The 16,902-nt window shown below is 69.2% G+C and carries 12 protein-coding genes; 2 read left to right on the top strand and 10 right to left on the bottom strand.

Going from position 1 to position 16,902, the window contains the following annotated elements; genetic code table 11:
* Positions 1 to 73: 73 nt before the first annotated feature.
* The 6 genes from WH07_RS08365 to WH07_RS08340 all read right to left on the bottom strand — a co-directional run bounded on the left by WH07_RS08365 (position 74) and on the right by WH07_RS08340 (position 10,936).
* Positions 74 to 1,690, bottom strand: coding sequence for a glycoside hydrolase family 13 protein (locus WH07_RS08365; protein ID WP_046497271.1), 1,617 nt, complete (start codon positions 1,688 to 1,690; stop codon positions 74 to 76).
* A gap of 59 nt (positions 1,691 to 1,749) precedes the next feature.
* Positions 1,750 to 2,700, bottom strand: a complete 951-nt coding sequence (locus tag WH07_RS08360) for a carbohydrate ABC transporter permease (protein WP_079023058.1) — start codon at positions 2,698 to 2,700, stop codon at positions 1,750 to 1,752.
* Between the two features lie 15 nt (positions 2,701 to 2,715).
* Positions 2,716 to 3,672 (bottom strand): carbohydrate ABC transporter permease, encoded by a 957-nt coding sequence (locus WH07_RS08355; protein ID WP_046497267.1) that lies wholly within the window; start codon positions 3,670 to 3,672, stop codon positions 2,716 to 2,718.
* Between the two features lie 13 nt (positions 3,673 to 3,685).
* A complete protein-coding gene (locus WH07_RS08350) occupies positions 3,686 to 5,035 on the bottom strand; it encodes an ABC transporter substrate-binding protein (RefSeq protein ID WP_046497262.1) in 1,350 nt (449 codons plus the stop codon).
* 337 nt (positions 5,036 to 5,372) lie between these two features.
* Entirely contained in the window at positions 5,373 to 6,419 is a 1,047-nt protein-coding gene (locus WH07_RS08345; RefSeq protein WP_046497259.1) for a LacI family DNA-binding transcriptional regulator, read from the bottom strand.
* Between the two features lie 230 nt (positions 6,420 to 6,649).
* Positions 6,650 to 10,936 (bottom strand): discoidin domain-containing protein, encoded by a 4,287-nt coding sequence (locus tag WH07_RS08340; protein ID WP_046497257.1) that lies wholly within the window; start codon positions 10,934 to 10,936, stop codon positions 6,650 to 6,652.
* Positions 10,937 to 11,255: 319 nt separating this feature from the next.
* On the opposite strand from WH07_RS08340, the gene WH07_RS08335 reads away from it, so the two are divergent.
* Both WH07_RS08335 and WH07_RS08330 read left to right on the top strand, forming a co-directional pair.
* Positions 11,256 to 12,935, top strand: coding sequence for a sensor histidine kinase (locus WH07_RS08335; protein ID WP_046497254.1), 1,680 nt, complete (start codon positions 11,256 to 11,258; stop codon positions 12,933 to 12,935).
* Positions 12,932 to 13,609 (top strand): DUF7342 family protein, encoded by a 678-nt coding sequence (locus WH07_RS08330; RefSeq protein ID WP_046497253.1) that lies wholly within the window; start codon positions 12,932 to 12,934, stop codon positions 13,607 to 13,609. The genes WH07_RS08335 and WH07_RS08330 overlap by 4 nt, the downstream gene beginning before the upstream one ends.
* 113 nt (positions 13,610 to 13,722) lie before the next feature.
* Here WH07_RS08330 and WH07_RS08325 read toward each other — a convergent pair whose 3' ends face one another.
* The 4 genes from WH07_RS08325 to WH07_RS40970 all read right to left on the bottom strand — a co-directional run.
* Positions 13,723 to 15,327, bottom strand: a complete 1,605-nt coding sequence (locus WH07_RS08325) for a solute symporter family protein (RefSeq protein WP_046497249.1) — start codon at positions 15,325 to 15,327, stop codon at positions 13,723 to 13,725.
* Complete coding sequence (locus tag WH07_RS08320; RefSeq protein WP_046497247.1) at positions 15,324 to 15,809, bottom strand: DUF485 domain-containing protein; 486 nt, start codon at positions 15,807 to 15,809, stop codon at positions 15,324 to 15,326. Before WH07_RS08320 ends, WH07_RS08325 begins: the two co-directional genes overlap by 4 nt.
* A 96-nt stretch (positions 15,810 to 15,905) precedes the next feature.
* Positions 15,906 to 16,574, bottom strand: a complete 669-nt coding sequence (locus WH07_RS08315) for a response regulator transcription factor (protein ID WP_046497244.1) — start codon at positions 16,572 to 16,574, stop codon at positions 15,906 to 15,908.
* On the bottom strand, positions 16,571 to 16,902 hold a 332-nt coding region (locus WH07_RS40970; RefSeq protein ID WP_046497241.1), incomplete at its 5' end, for a hypothetical protein. The genes WH07_RS08315 and WH07_RS40970, both read right to left, overlap by 4 nt.

Here is a 16,902-nt window from a genome sequence, read left to right as displayed (position 1 = left end):
GACGAGACTTCGCGGGCACGCCCCCGGGCGGGAACCTGGCGGGCGGGGGCCGCGATCGGGCGGGGAAGGGCCGTCAGTTGCGGAGCCAGGCCGCCGTGTCGCGGGGCAGCCGTCCTTCCGCGTTCAGCGGGCCGCTGACCAGCAGAACCGCCGTGTGGGCCGGGAGTTCGGCCGGTTCCTCGCCCAGGTTGACCACGCAGACCAGTCCGTCCTCCCGGCCGAACGCCAGCACCGCGGGATCCGTCTCCAGCCAGCTCATCGGCCCGTCCCCGAAGCCCGGTTCGGTACGGCGCAGCCGCAGCGCCTCGCGGTAGAGCGTGAGCATCGAGTCCGGATCGCCCGACTGTAGGTCGGCGGCATACGAGGACCACGACTCCGGCTGCGGCAGCCACGGTTCGGTGTCCGAGCCGAAGCCCGCGTACGGCGCGTCCGCCGTCCAGGGCAGCGGCACCCGGCAGCCGTCGCGGCCCGGATCCGTACCGCCGGAGCGGAAGTGCATCGGGTCCTGGATCCGGTCGAGCGGAATCTCCACCTCCGGCAGCCCCAGCTCCTCGCCCTGGTAGAGGTAGACGGCGCCCGGCAGCGCCAGCGAGAGCAGCGCGGCGGCCCGCGCGCGGCGGGTGCCCAGCTCCGTGTCGGTCGGGGTGCCGAAGGCCTTGGCCGCGAAGTCGAATCCGGTGGCCTCGCGGCCGTACCGGGTGACCGTGCGGGTCACATCGTGGTTGCAGAGCACCCAGGTGGCCGGGGCGCCGACCGGCGCGTGCTCGGCGACCGTGTCGTCGATCGCGGTCCGCAGCAGCTCCGCGTCCCAAGGACAGGCCAGGAACGTGAAGTTGAACGCGGTGTGCAGCTCGTCCGGACGCAGATAGCGGATGAACCGCTCGGTGTCCGGCAGCCACACCTCGCCGACGAAGACCGCGTCGTACTCATCGGCGATGGCACGCCACGACCGGTAGATGTCGTGCAGCTCGTCCCGGTCGACAAAGGGATGCGGGTCGCGGCCGACCGTGAAGTCGGGCAGCGCCGGGTCCTTGGCGAGCAGCGCCGCCGAGTCGATCCGTACACCCGCGACCCCGCGCTCGAACCAGAAGCGCAGCACGTCCTCGTGCTCCTGGCGCACCGCCGGATGCGCCCAGTTGAGGTCGGGCTGCTCGGTCGCGAAGAGATGCAGATACCACTCGCCGTCGTCGAGCCGGGTCCAGGGCGTGCCGCCGAACTCGGAGATCCAGTCGTTGGGCGGGATCTCGCCGTGCTCGCCGCGGCCGGTCCTGAAGTGGAACAGCTCGCGCTCGGGGCTGCCGGGACCCGCCGCCAGCGCCGCCTTGAACCAGGCGTGCTGGTCGGAGACATGGTTGGGCACCACATCGATGATCGTGCGGATGCCCCGCTCACGCGCCTCGGCGATGAGCTTCTCGGCCTCCGCGAGGGTACCGAACGCCGGGTCGATGGTGCGGTAGTCCGCCACGTCGTAGCCGCCGTCGGCGAGCGGGGACAGATACCACGGCGTGAACCAGATCGCGTCCACGCCCAGTTCCACGAGATACGGCAGCCTCGCCCGTACACCCGCGAGATCACCGGTGCCGTCTCCGTCACCGTCGGCGAAGCTGCGTACGTAGATCTGGTAGATGGCGGCATCGCGCCACCAGTTCTTGTCGGCGGGCTCCAGAGGGGCAGGGGAGGGCTGTCTCACAGTGCGAAGCCTTCTGCGTCGAGGTGAAGGTGAGGGGGGTGGCACGGTGCCGGGGCTGGTCAGCCCTTGGTACTGCCGGCACTGATGCCGGCGATGATGTGGCGCTGGAACACCAGGAACATCAGGACCATCGGAATACTGGCGATCACCATGGCGGCGATCAGCACCGACAGCGGGATGTTCTGGGAGAGCTGGACGAGCGCCACGCTGATGGGCTGCTGCTCGGTGTCCGAGAAGACCATCAGAGGCCAGAGGAAGTCCTGCCAGACGGCGACCAGCGCGAAGATCGACACCACGCCGAGCACCGGCCTGGACATGGGGAGCAGGATCGACCAGAGGGTACGGAGCTTTCCCGCGCCGTCGATCTCCGCGGCCTCCAGCACATCGCGCGGGATCTGGTCGAAGAACCGCTTGAGGAGATAGAGGTTGAAGGCGTTGGCCACGGCCGGCAGCCAGATGCCGAGCGGGTCGTTGAGCAGACTGGTGTGGATGAGCGGCAGATCGGCGACGGTCAGGTACTTCGGTACGAGCAGGGCCTGGGCCGGGACCATCAGAGTGGCCAGGATGCCGCCCAAGATGATCTTCCCGAACGCCGGCTTGAGCTTGGACAGCGCGTAGGCCGCCGCCGTACAGAACACGAGCTGGAGGATCCAGGCCCCGGCCGCCTGCACCACCGTGTTCCACAGATGCGTCGGGAGCTGCATCTGTTCCCAGGCATCGGTGTACGCGGTGAAGGTCAGGGACTCGGGGAACAGCGTCGGCGGTGTCTGGACCACCTCGTCGGGGGTCTTCATGGCACCGGAGGCCATCCAGTACACCGGGAACAGGAACGCCAGCGCGAAGCCGAGGACGACCGCGCAGAAGACGGTCCAGTACAGGATTTTTCCGCGGGTGCTGCCGAGCGCGAGCGGGGAGACCAGCGTCCGTACGGCCGGGCCCTGGGTCTTGCGTCCGGCGGTCCCGGCCACCGAGGGGGGTGCCTGCCGGGGAGGCGGCGCGATCTGGGTCATGGCGCTGCGCTCCTCTCAGTCGTCGGTGCGGGTGAGCCGCAGGTAGAGGGCGGAGAAGAGACTGAGCACGATGAGCAGCATCACGCTCAGGGCGCAGGCCCCGCCGAAGTCGTTGTAGAGGAAGGCGTACTTGTAGATCAGGTACAGGATGGTGACGGTGGAGTTCTCCGGACCGCCGCCGGTGATCACGAACGGCTCGGTGAACACCTGCATGGTGGCGATGATCTGGAGGAGCATCAGCATCAGGATGATGAAGCGCGTCTGCGGGATGGTCACATGGCGTACGCGCTGCCAGATGTTTGCGCCGTCCAGCTCCGCCGCCTCGTACAGCTCCCCCGGGATGCCCTGGAGCGCGGCGAGATAGATCAGGACCGTGCCGCCCATGTTCGCCCAGGTCGCGACGATGACCAGGGAGAGCAGCGCGGTGTCCGCGCCGTTGGTCCAGTTCGAGGTGGGCAGATGGAGGAAGCGCAGTGCCTCGTTGGCGAGGCCGGCGCCCGGATCGTAGAACCACTTCCACAGCAGGGCGCTGACCACCGGCGGGATCATCACCGGGAGATAGACGACCACGCGGAAGAACGACCGGGCGTGCCGCAGTTCGTTGAGGACGAGCGCCATCACGAACGGCACCGCGAAGCCGATGAGCAGGGCGAGCAGGGTGAAGGTGAGGGTGTTGCGCCAGGCCGCCCCGAACTCCGGATCGTGGAAGACCTGGGTGAAGTTGTCCGTCCCGACCCACTCGGGGGCCGATCCGGGCGTGTACTTCTGGAAGGCGATGATCACCGCACGGATCGCCGGATACCAGGAGAACAGCGCGAAGCAGATCAGGCCGCCGATCAGGAAGCCATAGGCGCGGGCCTGGTGGGAGAGCCGGCGCGCGAAGGGGCTCGCGGACCGGCGGCCCGCCGGGCGCGGCTCCGGGGTGACGGGCGGCGCGCCGGCGGACCGGTGGGGGGCCTGGACAGTCTTCATCGGTGCGTCAGCCTCAGCCTCGGGCCAGGATTCCGTCGATCTTGGACTGTGCGTCCTTCAGCAGTGCGTCGATGTCCGCGTCCTTCTTGGTGAGGACCGCGGAGACGGCTCCGTCGAGGACGGAGTAGATCTGCTGGGCCTTCGGCGGCTCCAGCTTCGCGGTGAGCTGCTGGCTCCCGTCGAGGAACGACTGGTAGTTCTCCACCGGCACATTGGCGTACTGCTTCTTCAGCGCCTGGTCCTTGGCGTCGGTCTCGCCGGTCCAGAGCCGGGGCTCGGGCATCCCGACCGGGGCGTCCAGATCGGCGGCGCGCTTCCAGTTGTTCAGGCCGGTGCCGATGCCGATGGTCTGGTATTCGAGCCACTTCAGGCCGGCCTTGATCTGCTCCGGGGAGGCCTTCTTGTTGAACATGTAGCCGTCGCCGCCGATGAGCGTGCCCTTGCCGCCGGGCATCGGGGCGAGCGCGAGGTCCTCGTACTTGCCGCCCTTCTCCTTGACCAGGATCGGGATGTTGTCCGGGGCGGAGATGTACATGCCGAGCTTGCCGGAGCCCATCATCTGCTGGACGTCGTTGAGGATCAGGAGCTGCTTGCTGCCCATGGAGTTGTCGGTCCAGCGCATGTCCTTGAGCGTCTGGAGTACGGCCTTGCCCTCCGGGCTGTCGACGGCCGCGGACTTGCCGTCCGGGCTGACGACATCGCCGCCCTGCGAGTACATCTCCGCGGTGAAGTGCCAGCCGCCCTGGTTCTGCGCGCTGTAGTCGGCGTATCCCACATAGCCCTTGCCCAGGCCCGCAATCTTCTTGGCGGCGGTACGGACCTCGTCCCAGGTGGCCGGCGGCTTGGCCGGGTCGAGGCCGGCCTCCTGGAAGAGCTTCTTGTTGTAGAGGAGGCCCATCGAGTAGTTGGTGCGCGGAACGCCGTAGACCTTGCCGTCCACCGTGTAGACATCGCGCAGTGACTGCTGGATGTCGGTGTAGCTCTTCATGTCCTTGACGTACGAGGTGATGTCCGCTGCCTGGTTGATGTCGACGACATGCTTGGCGTCCGTGAAGTACGTGTAGAAGACGTCTTCCATCTGGCCGCCGGCGAGCTTGGCGTCGAAGGTCTTGGGGTCCTGGCAGGGGAAGGCGTCGTGGCCGACGATGTCGATCTCCGGGTTCGCCTTCTCGAACGCCTTGATGTCGTCCTCGAAGCTCTGCCGGTCGATCTTGGCGCTCTTCGGGGGCATGCAGTTCACGGTGACTTGCGTCTTGCCGCCCGCGGCGTCCTCGCTGTCCGAGCCGCACGCGGCCAGTCCAGTGAGGGCGAGCGCGGAGGCTATGGCTGCGGTACAGGTACGGCGGAACCCGGAGCTTCTCATCGGTGGGACCCCTCTTGGGCAGGAGCGTGGGAAACCCACAGCTTCTCGCTGTGTGGCGGCGCTCACTCAACCACTAACTACTGATGTCCGCAATATGTCGCCCCGATTTCGCAAATACTTGACAGTGCGCTGCATGGGCCGGTTTGATCCAGAAGGGGGCCGCACGCCCTTCGCGACGTGCGGATACGGCCCGGTGACGGTCCCGGCGCCCGACGGAAACGACGAAGGGGCCCTCAACGGGGCCCCGTACAAACGTCGTTGGGACAGCGCGCGGACCGTGCCCGGACTGCGCGCGGACCGTGCCCGACAGCGCGCGCCCGGCCCCGAGGCCGGTCGCTCAGGCGCCCGCGGCCGCGGCGGAGGTCTCCCCGGCCGGCTGGCGGGGCGCCTGCGCCGTGGAGCCCCGTACCACCAGCTCCGGCTCGAACAGCAGCTCACCGGGCGGTACGGCACCGCCCTGGATCTGGGCGTTGAGCATCTCGACCGCCGCGCGCCCCATGGCCTCGATGGGCTGCCGCACGGTGGTCAGCGGCGGTTCGGTGCAGTTCATGAAGGCGGAGTCGTCGAAGCCGACCACCGACACCTCGCGGGGTACGTCCAGACCGCGCCGGCGAGCGGCCCGTACCGCCCCCAGGGCGAGCGGGTCACTGGCGCAGATGATCCCGGTGACCCCCCGGTCCAGCAGGCGCGACGTCGCCGCCTGGCCGCCCTCCAGCGAGAACATGGTCCGCTCGATGTACTCGTCGGGGAGCCGGGCCCCGGCCGCTCGCGCCGCCGCGAGGGCCGCCGCCAGCTTGCGCCGGGACGGCACATGGTCGGAGGGGCCGAGCACCAGCCCGATGCGCTCGTGGCCGAGGGAGGCGAGATGGCGCCAGGCCTGCTCGACGGCGACGGCGTCGTCGCAGGAGATACAGGGGAAGTCGAGGTTCTCGATCGGCGCGTTGATCAGGACGACCGGAATCTTGCGCTCGGCGAGCTGGCGGTAGTGGTCGTGCGGGGCGTCCGCCTGCGCGAACAGACCGCCCGCGAAGACCACCCCGGAGACCTGCTGCTGGAGCAGCAGCTCCACATAGTCCGCCTCGGAGACCCCGCCCTTGGTCTGGGTGCACAGCACGGGCGTGAGGCCCTGCTGGGCCAGTGCTCCGCCGATCACCTCGGCGAACGCGGGAAAGATAGGATTCTGCAGCTCCGGGAGCACCAGCCCGACGAGCCGGGCCCGCTCCCCGCGCAACTGCGTCGGCCGCTCATAGCCGAGGACGTCCAGCGCGGTCAGCACCGACTGCCGCGTGGCCTCGGAGACTCCGGGCTTGCCGTTGAGCACCCGGCTGACCGTGGCCTCGCTGACCCCAACCTTCTTCGCCACCTGAGCAAGTCGTCGCGTCATACACGCAAGACTATCGCAAGACATGCAAGCTACTTGCTCACGAGCGTAAAAGGCGCTGACAAGCACGGTGCCGGCCGGACGGATCCGGCCGACACCACACTGCCTGGGCCGGATTACGGACATGTGACGGGTTGCCGCCAATTTGCTACGGATCGCCAACCCGTCACAGTCCCGCTCTCAGCCCTCTGGATCACTCACGGATTCCGCATCGCTCACGGATTCCGCATCACTCACGGATTGACGTGGATCCTGAAGGTGGACGTCGTGTTCCTGACGTCCACCGCGTTGTTGTTGAGCGTCAGACCGTTGAAGGTGACCTCACCGACCGCCGGTCCCTGACCCGCCTCGGGCATCTCGTTCGCCCACAGTCCGAAGCCGGACTTGGCGTCGTAGGCGTCACCGCTCTTGCGGGCGCCGGTGATCGAGATGTCGCTGAGGATGGTGTCCTTGATCGGGAACTGCGGCTGGCCGCCCACGTAGTTGGTCTGGAACATGACGCCGCTGTAGGTCGGATCGACGATGTCGACATTGTTGATCCGGATCCCCTGGAACACCTTCGACGCCGAGAACAGCCAGATTCCGGGGAAGGTCTGGCTGCCCCAGAAGTGACCGCCGGCCCGGATGATCGAGACGTTCTCGATCGTCGTGGGCTCGGTCCCGAAGCCGTTCATCGCGTAGCCGAAGTCCAGCGAGCTGACCGTGATGCCCGAGTAGACCAGGGTGTCCGCGATATGGATGTTCCGGAAGGTGTTGCGGTAGCCGCCGTACACCGCGAGACCCGCCGCACGCCAGGTGAGCGTGGAGGACAGGTTCTCGTACACGTTGTTGAACATGTCCGCGCCACCGGCGTCGATCGCCGAGAACAGCGCGAAGCTGTCGTCGCCGGTCGCCCGCGCGTCATTGTTGACCACGTGGTTGTCGGTGGAGCCGTTGGTCATGTTGATGCCGTCGGCGAACATGTTCCGGATCCGGGAGTTCTTGATCGTGATCCGGTCCGCGTTGGCGCCCCAGTAGAGGCAGACCATGTGCTCGTTCCAGATGTTGTCGATCGTGATGTCCGAGACATTGGCGAAGTCGAACACCTTGCCGGGGCCGTCGATGCGCGAGGTGTAGTTGCCGAAGTACGCGAAGCCGGTGAAGGACGAGCCCTTCGCCGCCGCCTCCGCGCGGAAGCCGACATCGGTGTTCTCCTGCGTCGACGGGGCGAAGAACCTGGTGTACCAGGGACCCGCGCCGATGACCTTGACCGGCTTTCCGTACACCTGGAACTTGCTGGACGTCTGGTAGTCACCGGCCGGCAGATAGACACCGACCAGCTTGCCGGTGGTGTCCATACGGACCCGGTCCAGCGCGTTCTGGACGTCCTGGTGGGTGAATCCGGTCGGGACGGTGTACGTCGCCGGGTCCGGGTTCGCGGTCGCCGCGACCTGCTCCAGGTTGATGAAGTCGATCGCGAAGGTGCCCGCGTTCGCCGCGTCCTTCTGGAGCCTGATCTTGCTGCCCGCCGGGACGGTCCGGCCCAGCATGACGTTGGCCTCGTCGTAGATGTGACGGGGCGCGCCGGAGCCCGGCGAGTTGCCCGGCGCCGTCTCGTTCCCGTACAGCCAGGCGTACTTCGAGGTGAGGTCGATGGCCTTGACGAACGTGCCGTCGACATAGATGTTCAGGTTGGAGTTGGTGCCTCCGCCGCCCGCCGAGTCGGGGATGGAGAACCGGGTGACCAGGGTGTTGGTGCTGGCCCTGGTGGTGAACTCGACGTAGTTGCCGTTGCCGTTGAGGGTGACGGCCTTGCGGCCGGATGCCTCGCCCGCGATGTCGCCGACGGTCCGGTTGGGACCGACGACCTGGGCGCCGCCGCCCGCGACCCCGTCCTCCGCCTCGTACATGTCGTACGGCATGTTGGCGCCGCGGCCGACGAAGAGCGGCTGGGTGCTGGTGTTGTTGGCGCGCTTGACCGGCAGTTCGTTGGCGTCGTCGGCGATGACGACCCTCATCGTGTACGAGCCGTTGGCGGCCGTCCAGGTGCCCAGGCCCACCGGGCCCGAGGTCGCGCCCGCGGCGATGGTGCCGTTGTACGAGCCGGTCAGGGTCCTGACCGTGGCTCCCGACGAGTTCAGCAGCGACAGCGTGATGTCGTGCGCGCCCGCCGCGGAGGCCACCGTGCCCTGGTTCTTGATCGCCACCGAGAAGGAGACGGTGTCTCCGGCCGACGGCGAGGAGGGCGAGGTGGAGACAGTGGCCGCGATCAGGTCGGAACTGGCGACCGGCCGCACGACCAGCGCGCTCGCGGCCGTGTAGGTGTTGTTGGTCTCGTTCTGCTCGATGATCGCGTTGGCCGGGTCGGCGACCGCGCTGAGCTGGTACGAACCGGCGTCCCGCGCACCGATGTTCGCGGTGACGGTGGCCGAGGCCCCGGCCGCCAGCGCGCCCACGGAACCGGTGCCGACCCGCGTACCGCCGAGCCGGAACTCGACCGAACCGGCCGGGGAGGCGAGCGCACCGGAGTTGCGTACGGTCGCCGACAGCGTGATCGGGTCGGACTCGACCGGGGAGGCCGGGGAGGCGCTCAGCGCGGTCACTTCGAGGTCCGGGTTGGGCGCCGGGTCACCGAGCACCTGGAACTCCGCGACCTGGCCCGCGCCGGCGCCGGTGTTGGAGGTGAACCGGAGCTGGACGTCGGCGACGCGCGCGGTGACCGGGATGGTCACCAGGTTGCCGCTCGCCGGGCTGAACGCGTAGTCCCTGGCGGCCACCAGGCTGGTGAAGCCGGTGGCGTTCTGCTCACGGCCCAGCACCTGGATGTTCTGGGTGCGCGGGCCCCAACTGCTGTCCGGGTTGAGCTTGACGACCACGCTCTGAGTGTCGGCGTTGGCGCCCAGCTTCACCGTGAGGGTGTTGGGGTAGCTGCCGCCCGCGCCCTCCCAGTAGGTGGTGAGGCTGTTGTCGTTGGCGTTCTCCGCGACGAAGGTGAAGACCGTGGAGGACGCGCTGATCGGCTTGCCGACGGCCAGGTTCGACGCCGTACCGGAACTGCCGTTCCTGGTCACCGTGTTGCTGTTGCCGGACTGGTTGCCCGCCGCGTCCTTGGCCCGTACGAAGTACGAGACCGTGGTGCCCGCGGACTGGGTGTCCGTGTAGGTGGTGACATTGCCCGCCACGCTGGCGCGCAGCACGTTGTTGGCGTAGATGTCGTAGCCCGTCACGCCCTGGTTGTCCGTGGAGGCGCCCCAGGTCAGCCTGATCTGGCCGGAGGACGGCTCGGTGTAGGCGAGGTTCGTGGGGACGGTCGGCGCCTGGGTGTCACCGGTGTCCCCCTGGCGGGTGACCGTGTTGCTGTTGCCGGAGACATTGCCGGCCGCGTCCTTGGCCCGTACGAAGTACGAGACGGTCGTGCCGGTCGGCTGGGTGTCCGTGAAGGACGTGCCATTGCCCGCCACGCTGGCGCGCAGCACGTTGTTGGCGTAGATGTCGTAGCCCGTGACACCGGTGTTGTCGGTCGACGCCTTCCAGCTCAGCCGGATCTGGCCGGTGGCCGGCTCGGTGTAGGCCAGCTCCGTGGGGGCGGTGGGGGCCTGGGTGTCACCGGTCTCGGGGCCGTAGACCTCCAGCTCGGAGACCTGGCCGCCGGGCTGCCCGGTGTTGGCCGTGATCAGCACCCGGACATAGCGCGTGGTGGTGGCGTCGAAGGAGATCGTCACCGTCTGCGCGGACGCGGGGCTGAAGGTGTAGGCCTTGGAGGCCGTCAGATCGGTGAAGTTGTTGTTGTCGGTGCTGCCCTGGATCTTGAGCGTCTGGTCCCTGGCTCCCCAGCCGTCGGGCAGCCGGAGCACCACCTGGTTGACGCGGACGGAGGAGCCGAGGTCGGCCTGGATCCACTGCGGGAAGGCGTTGTTCCTGCTCTCCCAGTAAGTGGCCTTGTTGCCGTCATTGGCGTTGCCGGGCCCGTAGACCTCGGTGAAGCTGCTCGCGGTCAGCGTCTTGCCGAGGGCGAGGTTCACCGAGGCGGCCGCCGCGGCGTGCACCTCCAGCTCGGCGAGCTGGGCCTTCTTCCCCGCCGTGTTGGCGGTGAAGTTCGCCCGCACGAACCGCGCCTTGGTGGCCGGGAAGGCGACCTTCACCGTGTTGCCCTGGCCCTTGCTGAAGCTGTACGTGGCCGAGGTCTTCAGCGTGGCGAAGCTGGTCCCGTCGGCGCTGCCCTGGAGGGACAGGGTCTGCCGGCGGCTCTCCCATCCGGCGGGGAGCTTCAGCACGACCTCGTCGACGCGCTTGCTGGAGCCCAGGTCCGTCTGCACCCACTGGGGGCCCTTGCCGTTGCCCTCCCAGTAGGTCGACTGGTTTCCGTCCGTCGCGTTACGGGCGCCCGTGCCGCCCGTACTGGTGCTCGACGCCGCGGTCCGCCCCGCGGCGACGTTGGGGCCGTCGGCCGCGACAGCGGTGAACGACGGCCAGCCGATCATCACAAGACTGGTGGCTATGGCGGCGGAGAGGACCCGCCATCTCCGGCGTAGCGATCTCATGGATCCCCGATCTTCGGCCTCGGCGCGGGGGCGGCGAGGGCGCGGCTCTGACTGCCTGCCGAATGGCAAGCATTTGTGCACTGATGAGCAGGGTCTTTTGCGTTTTGCGGTCAGAGAGTTGCAGAGAACTGCCAGTCCGTCCACTGCCCAGACAGAACCAAATCCACTGGTTCGCCTCCCGGGTTGACCTCAACGACCCCAAACCAGGCAGTTTTTGGCCGCTCATCAGGCAAACGTAAGCGATCCGCAAACCTTGCAAGTATTTTGCGGAAGCACGGAAATTTCAGAAAGGACGCCCGGCCCTCTACCGTTCGTACACATGAGTGCCGGACCGGGCACCGAGGGGAGACGCCGGCGATTCGGCTGGCCGCGCCGGGTCTTCTCGCAGGTGCTGCTGATGCAGCTCGCCATTGCCGCGGGCGTCACCGTGCTGGCCACCGGCCTTTTTCTGGCGCCCTTCAGCCATGAGCTGGACGACCAGGCGATGCGCCGCGCGCTGGCGATCGCCGAGACCACCGCCTCCGCGGAGATCGCCGCCGATCTGGTGTCCTCGCGGCCGACGCCCGGCGGGCCCGTACAGGCCGAGGCCGAGCGCATCCGGCGGGCCACCGGCGCCGAGTACGTGGTGGTCATGGACAGACGCGGGGTCCGCTGGTCGCACACCGACACGAGCCAGATCGGCCGGGTCGTCTCCACCGACCCCAGCGCGGCCCTCGCGGGCGCGCATGTCATGGAGATCGACAGCGGTACGCTCGGCCGCTCCGCCCGGGGCAAGGTCCCGCTGCGCGACCGTACGGGCGAGATCGTCGGAGCCGTCTCGGTCGGTATCGCGTACGACAGCGTCCGCGACCGGCTGCTCGCCGCGATCCCGGGACTGCTCGCCTATGCCGGAGGGGCGCTGGCGGCGGGGGCGCTCGCCGCGTATCTGATCTCCAGGCGGCTCCAGCGGCAGACCCATGATCTGGCCTTCTCCGACATCGCGGCACTGCTCACCGAGCGCGAGGCCATGCTGCACAGCCTGCGCGAAGGCGTGGTGGCGCTGAACGGGAGCGGCCGGATACGGCTGATCAACGACGAGGCGCAGCGGCTGCTCGGCCTCGGCCCCGACGCGATAGGCCGCCCGCTGGACGAGGTGCTGGGCGGTGGACGCACCACCGAGGTGCTGGCGGGGCGGGTGCTGGGTGAGGATCTGCTCGCCGTCCGGGGCAGCCGTGTCCTGGTCGCCAACCGGATGCCCACCGATGACGGCGGCGCGGTCGTCACCCTGCGCGACCGCACCGAGCTGGAGCGGCTGGGCCGTGAACTGGACGCCACCCGCGGGCTGATCGACGCCCTGCGCGCCCAGGACCACGAGCACGCCAACCGGATGCACACCCTGCTCGGGCTGCTGGAGCTGGACATGCACGAGGAGGCGGTGGAATTCGTCACCGAGGTCGTCGGCGTGCACCGGGCCACCGCCGAGCAGATCACCGGGCGGATCCATGACCCGCTGACCGCTGCGCTGCTGGTCGGCAAGGCCACGGTCGCCGCCGAGCGCGGCGTCTCGCTGCGGCTCTCGCCCGGCACCCTGCTGCCCGACCGGCTGGTGGACCCGCAGGGCCTGGTCACGGTCGTCGGCAATCTGGTCGACAACGCGCTGGACGCGACGGCCGGCTCGGAGGACCCGAGGATCGAGGTGGAACTGCGCGCGGAAGGCCGTACGGTCGTCCTTGTGATCTCCGACAGCGGTCCCGGTGTCCCCGCAGCCCATCGCGAACTGGTCTTCTCGGAGGGCTGGTCGACCAAGGAGCCCCCGGCCCACGGCAAGCGCGGTCTGGGTCTGGCCCTGGTACGCAGACTCGCCGAGCGGCAGGGCGGCAGCGCCCGGGTCGGCGGACCGGCTGACGGCGGCGCCGAGTTCACCGTCGTACTCCCCGAGGCGCTGACCGCCCGGGCGGAGGCGGAAGCCGCGGAGGACGGTGCCGGAGACCCGATGAGCGCGGCCGGGGAGCCACGGTGATCGATGTACTGGTCGTGGACGACGACATCCGGATCGCGGAGATCAATACCGCCTATGTGGCCAAGGTGGCGGGCTTCCGGGTGGTGGCCCAGGCGCACTCGGCCGCCGAGGCGCTCGGCCGGATCTCCGAGCGGCCCGTCGATCTGATCCTCCTGGACCACCATCTGCCGGACGAGAACGGACTCGCGGTGGTACGGGAGTTGCGGCGGCTGGGCCATCAGACCGATGTGATCATGGTGACGGCGGCCCGCGATGTCGCCACCGTCCAGGCCGCGATGCGCCACGGCGCGCTCCAGTATCTGATCAAACCGTTCACCTTCACCGGGCTGCGGGCCAAGCTGGAGGCGTACGCGACGCTGCGCCGGACCCTGGACGGCGGCGGCGAGGCGGAACAGTCGGAGGTGGACCGGATGTTCGGGGCACTCTCCGCCGCCGCCTCCGCCCCCGTCCTGCCCAAGGGCCACTCCCCCACCACCGCTGAGCTGGTGCGCCAGGTTCTGATGGGCGCGGACGGGCCGTTGTCGGCTCAGGAGATCGCGGAGCGCGCGGGGATGAGCCGGCAGACCGCGCAGCGCTATCTCAAACTGCTGGAGCGGACCGGACGGGTGGAGCTCACGCTGCGGTACGGCGAGACGGGGCGCCCCGAGCACCGGTTCACCTGGTCAAGAGGCTGAGACAACGGTGGGGGCACGGTCAGACCGCGCCCGCGGCGGCCGGGTTACGGTCAGACCGCGCCCCCTTGACCAGGTTTACGATCAGACCGCGCCCGCCCCGGCCGGGTTTACGGTCACACCGCGCCCGCGCCCGTCAGCGAACGCACCTCCGTCTGCGCGTGCTTGGCCGCGTCCGGCGGCTCCGGCGAGGTGACCGTACCGATCCAGCCCGCGAGGAAGCCCAGGGGAACGGAGACCACGCCCGGGTTCTGGAGCGGGAACACCTGGAAGTCCAGGCCGGGGAACACCGCCTCGGGGCTCCCCGAGACCACGGGCGAGAGCGCCACCAGCACCACGGCCGGAACCAGTCCCCCGTAGACGGCCCAGACCGCGCCCCGCGTGGTGAAGTTCCGCCAGAACAGGGAGTACAGCAGGACGGGCAGATTGGCGGAGGCGGCGACCGCGAAGGCGAGTCCGACCAGGAACGCGACATTCTGCCCCTGGGCCAGCAGGCTCAGCGCGATGGCCACCGCGCCGATCCCGGCCGCCGCCAGCCTGGCCACCGCGACCTCGCTCCGCCGTCCGCCGCTTCGGCGGCTACGCCGACGCCGGAGCGAGGCGTACAGGTCGTGGGCCACGGAGGCCGAGGAGGCGAGCGTGATGCCCGCGACGACCGCCAGGATCGTGGCGAAGGCGATCGCGGCGACGACCGCGAAGAGAACCGTTCCGCCGGTCGATCCCGCCCCTCCCCCGAGATCGAGCGCCAGCAGCGGGACCGCCGTGTTCCCGGCCGCGTTCGAGGCCCGTACGGCATCGGAGCCGACCAGCGCCGCCGCCCCGAACCCGAGCACGATCGTCATCAGATAGAAGCCGCCGATGAGTCCGATCGCCCAGACCACCGAGCGCCGGGCGGCCCGCGCGGTCGGCACGGTGTAGAAGCGCGACAGGATGTGCGGCAGCCCCGCCGTGCCCAGGACGAGCGCCAGTCCCAGGCTGATGAAGTCGAGACGCGCGGACCAGTCCCCGCCGTACTTGAGACCGGGCGCCAGGAACTCCCCACCGTGGCCGCTGTGCGCCACGGCCGTGTTCAGCAGGGCATTGACATCTCCCCGGAAGCGGACCAGGACCAGTGTGGTCAGCGCGACCGCTCCGGCCATCAGCAGAACGGCCTTGACGATCTGGATCCAGGTGGTGGCCCGCATCCCGCCGAGCGTCACGTAGACGACCATCAGCGCGCCGACGCCGATCACGGTCCAGGTGCGCGCCGACGCGCTCGTACCGCCGAGCAGAAGAGCGACCAGACTGCCGGCCCCGACCATCTGCGCGACGAGATACAGCACCGACACGGTGACCGAGGAGATGCCGCTCGCGATCCTGACCGGCCGCTCGCGCATCCGGGCGGCGACCACATCGGCGAGGGTGAACCGGCCGCAGTTGCGGACGAGTTCGGCGACCAGGAAGAGGACGACCAGCCAGGCGACGAGAAAGCCGACCGAGTAGAGCACGCCGTCGTAACCGAAGAGGGCGATCAGGCCCGAGATGCCCAGGAAGGAGGCGGCGGACATATAGTCCCCGGCGATGGCGAAACCGTTCTCCATGGGTGAGAACAGCCGCCCGCCCGCGTAGAACTCCTCCGCCGAGCCCTGCCGGTGGCGGCTCACCCATGTGGTGATCCCGAGGGTGACCGCGACGAACGCGCTGAACAGCAGCAGCGCCAGGGTCTGATGATCGCCGGTCACCGGGCACGCCCCGAGGTCTGCCGTGCCTGTTCCTGGTCGAAGACGGCCCAGCGCAGTTCGAGCGCCGCCCGGTCCCTGCGCAGCCGGGCATGGCGTGCGTACGCCCAGGCCAGCAGAAAGGTGGAGAGGAACTGGCCGAGGCCCGCCACCATCGCGACATTCACCGCTCCGACCACCGGTCTCGCCATCAGCTCGGGCGCGGTGGTCGCGGCCACCACGTACGCGAAGTACCAGAGGAAGAAGGCGAGCGACGCGGGAATCACAAAGCGCCGGTAGCGGCCGCGCACCTCCTGGAAGGCGGCGCTGCGCTGCACCCGCAGATAGATGTCGGAGTCCGCGTCGCCGTCGGCGGCGCTTCCTGGCGGGACCGGTGCCGGCGGCGGTCCTGAGCCGTCCGGCTCGCCCCAGTCCGACGCCAGTGCTTCGTACCACGGGTCGTCGAGCCGCACCTCCGCGGTCTCCCGCCCATCCTGCTTCTCCACCGGTCAACTCTCCTTGTCGGCGAACCGTTTCGGCCGCGTAGCAAGGATGGTCGGCACGGTGGCGCCCGGGAGTCCGGTCGCCCCTGCTTCACCCCATCAGGTGATAGTTGTCCCGGGTGGCGTGATGAGTCCCCGTTGATAGGCGTATCGCACGGCCTGTGCGCGATCGCGCACCCCGGCCTTGGCGAAGAGGTTGTTGATATGGGTCTTCACCGTGGCCGCGCCGATGTGCAGCCGCTGTGCGATCTCCCGGTTGGAGAGCCCCTCCGCGACCAGGGAGAGCACTTCGGCCTCCCGGGCGGTGAGCCCGTCGGGCAGTTCCGCGGGCGCCGGAGGCTCGGGCGGGGCGGTGACCCGCTCCAGAAGTCTGCGCTGGACGGCGGGTGCCAGCCCGGCTTGACCTGCCAGTACGTCCTCGACGGCCCGTACGATCTCCTCGCCCTGCGCGTCCTTGGTGAGATAGCCGCGCGCACCGGCCCGGAGCGCGGCGAAGAGCGACTCGTCGTCGGCGTAGGTCGTGAGGACCACTACCTGTGTGCCCGGGTGCTCGGTACGGATACGGCGGGTCGCCTCCACCCCGTCGCAGCGCGGCATCCGAAGATCCATCAGAACGACATCGGGGGCGAGTTCGGCGACGAGGTCCACGGCCTCCTCGCCGTCCTTCGCGGCACCGACGACCTCGATACCGGGCAGCAGCCCGAGCAGCATCACGATGCCCTCGCGCACCACGGCCTGGTCGTCGGCCACGATCACCCTGGCCGTCACGCCGGCACTCGCAGCCGCACGGTGAAACCTTTCCCTCGGGGGTCTTCGAGACCTGGGGAGTCCTTGGGACCTTCACGCTCCTGAAGGCGCTCGGAACGCCCGGAGCCCTCCGGTCCTTCCGGACCCTCCAGGTGCTCCGGCTCTCCCGGACCGCCCGCGTGCCCGGGCCCGGCACCCCGGAGGCCTCGCGGTCCGGCCTCCAGGCTCCCGCCGAGCAGTTCGGCGCGCTCCCTCATCCCCAGCAGACCGTACCCGGAGCCGGACGCCCCCAGCCCGGCCGGGCCCTTCCCGCCGGAGTCCCGTACGTCCAGCGTCACCTCGTCAGGAC

The organism is Streptomyces odonnellii (genome assembly GCF_000981895.1).
Classification (GTDB): domain Bacteria; phylum Actinomycetota; class Actinomycetes; order Streptomycetales; family Streptomycetaceae; genus Streptomyces; species Streptomyces odonnellii.
Note: the sequence above shows the minus strand (reverse complement) of the source record. Positions and strands in the feature narration are given on the sequence as shown.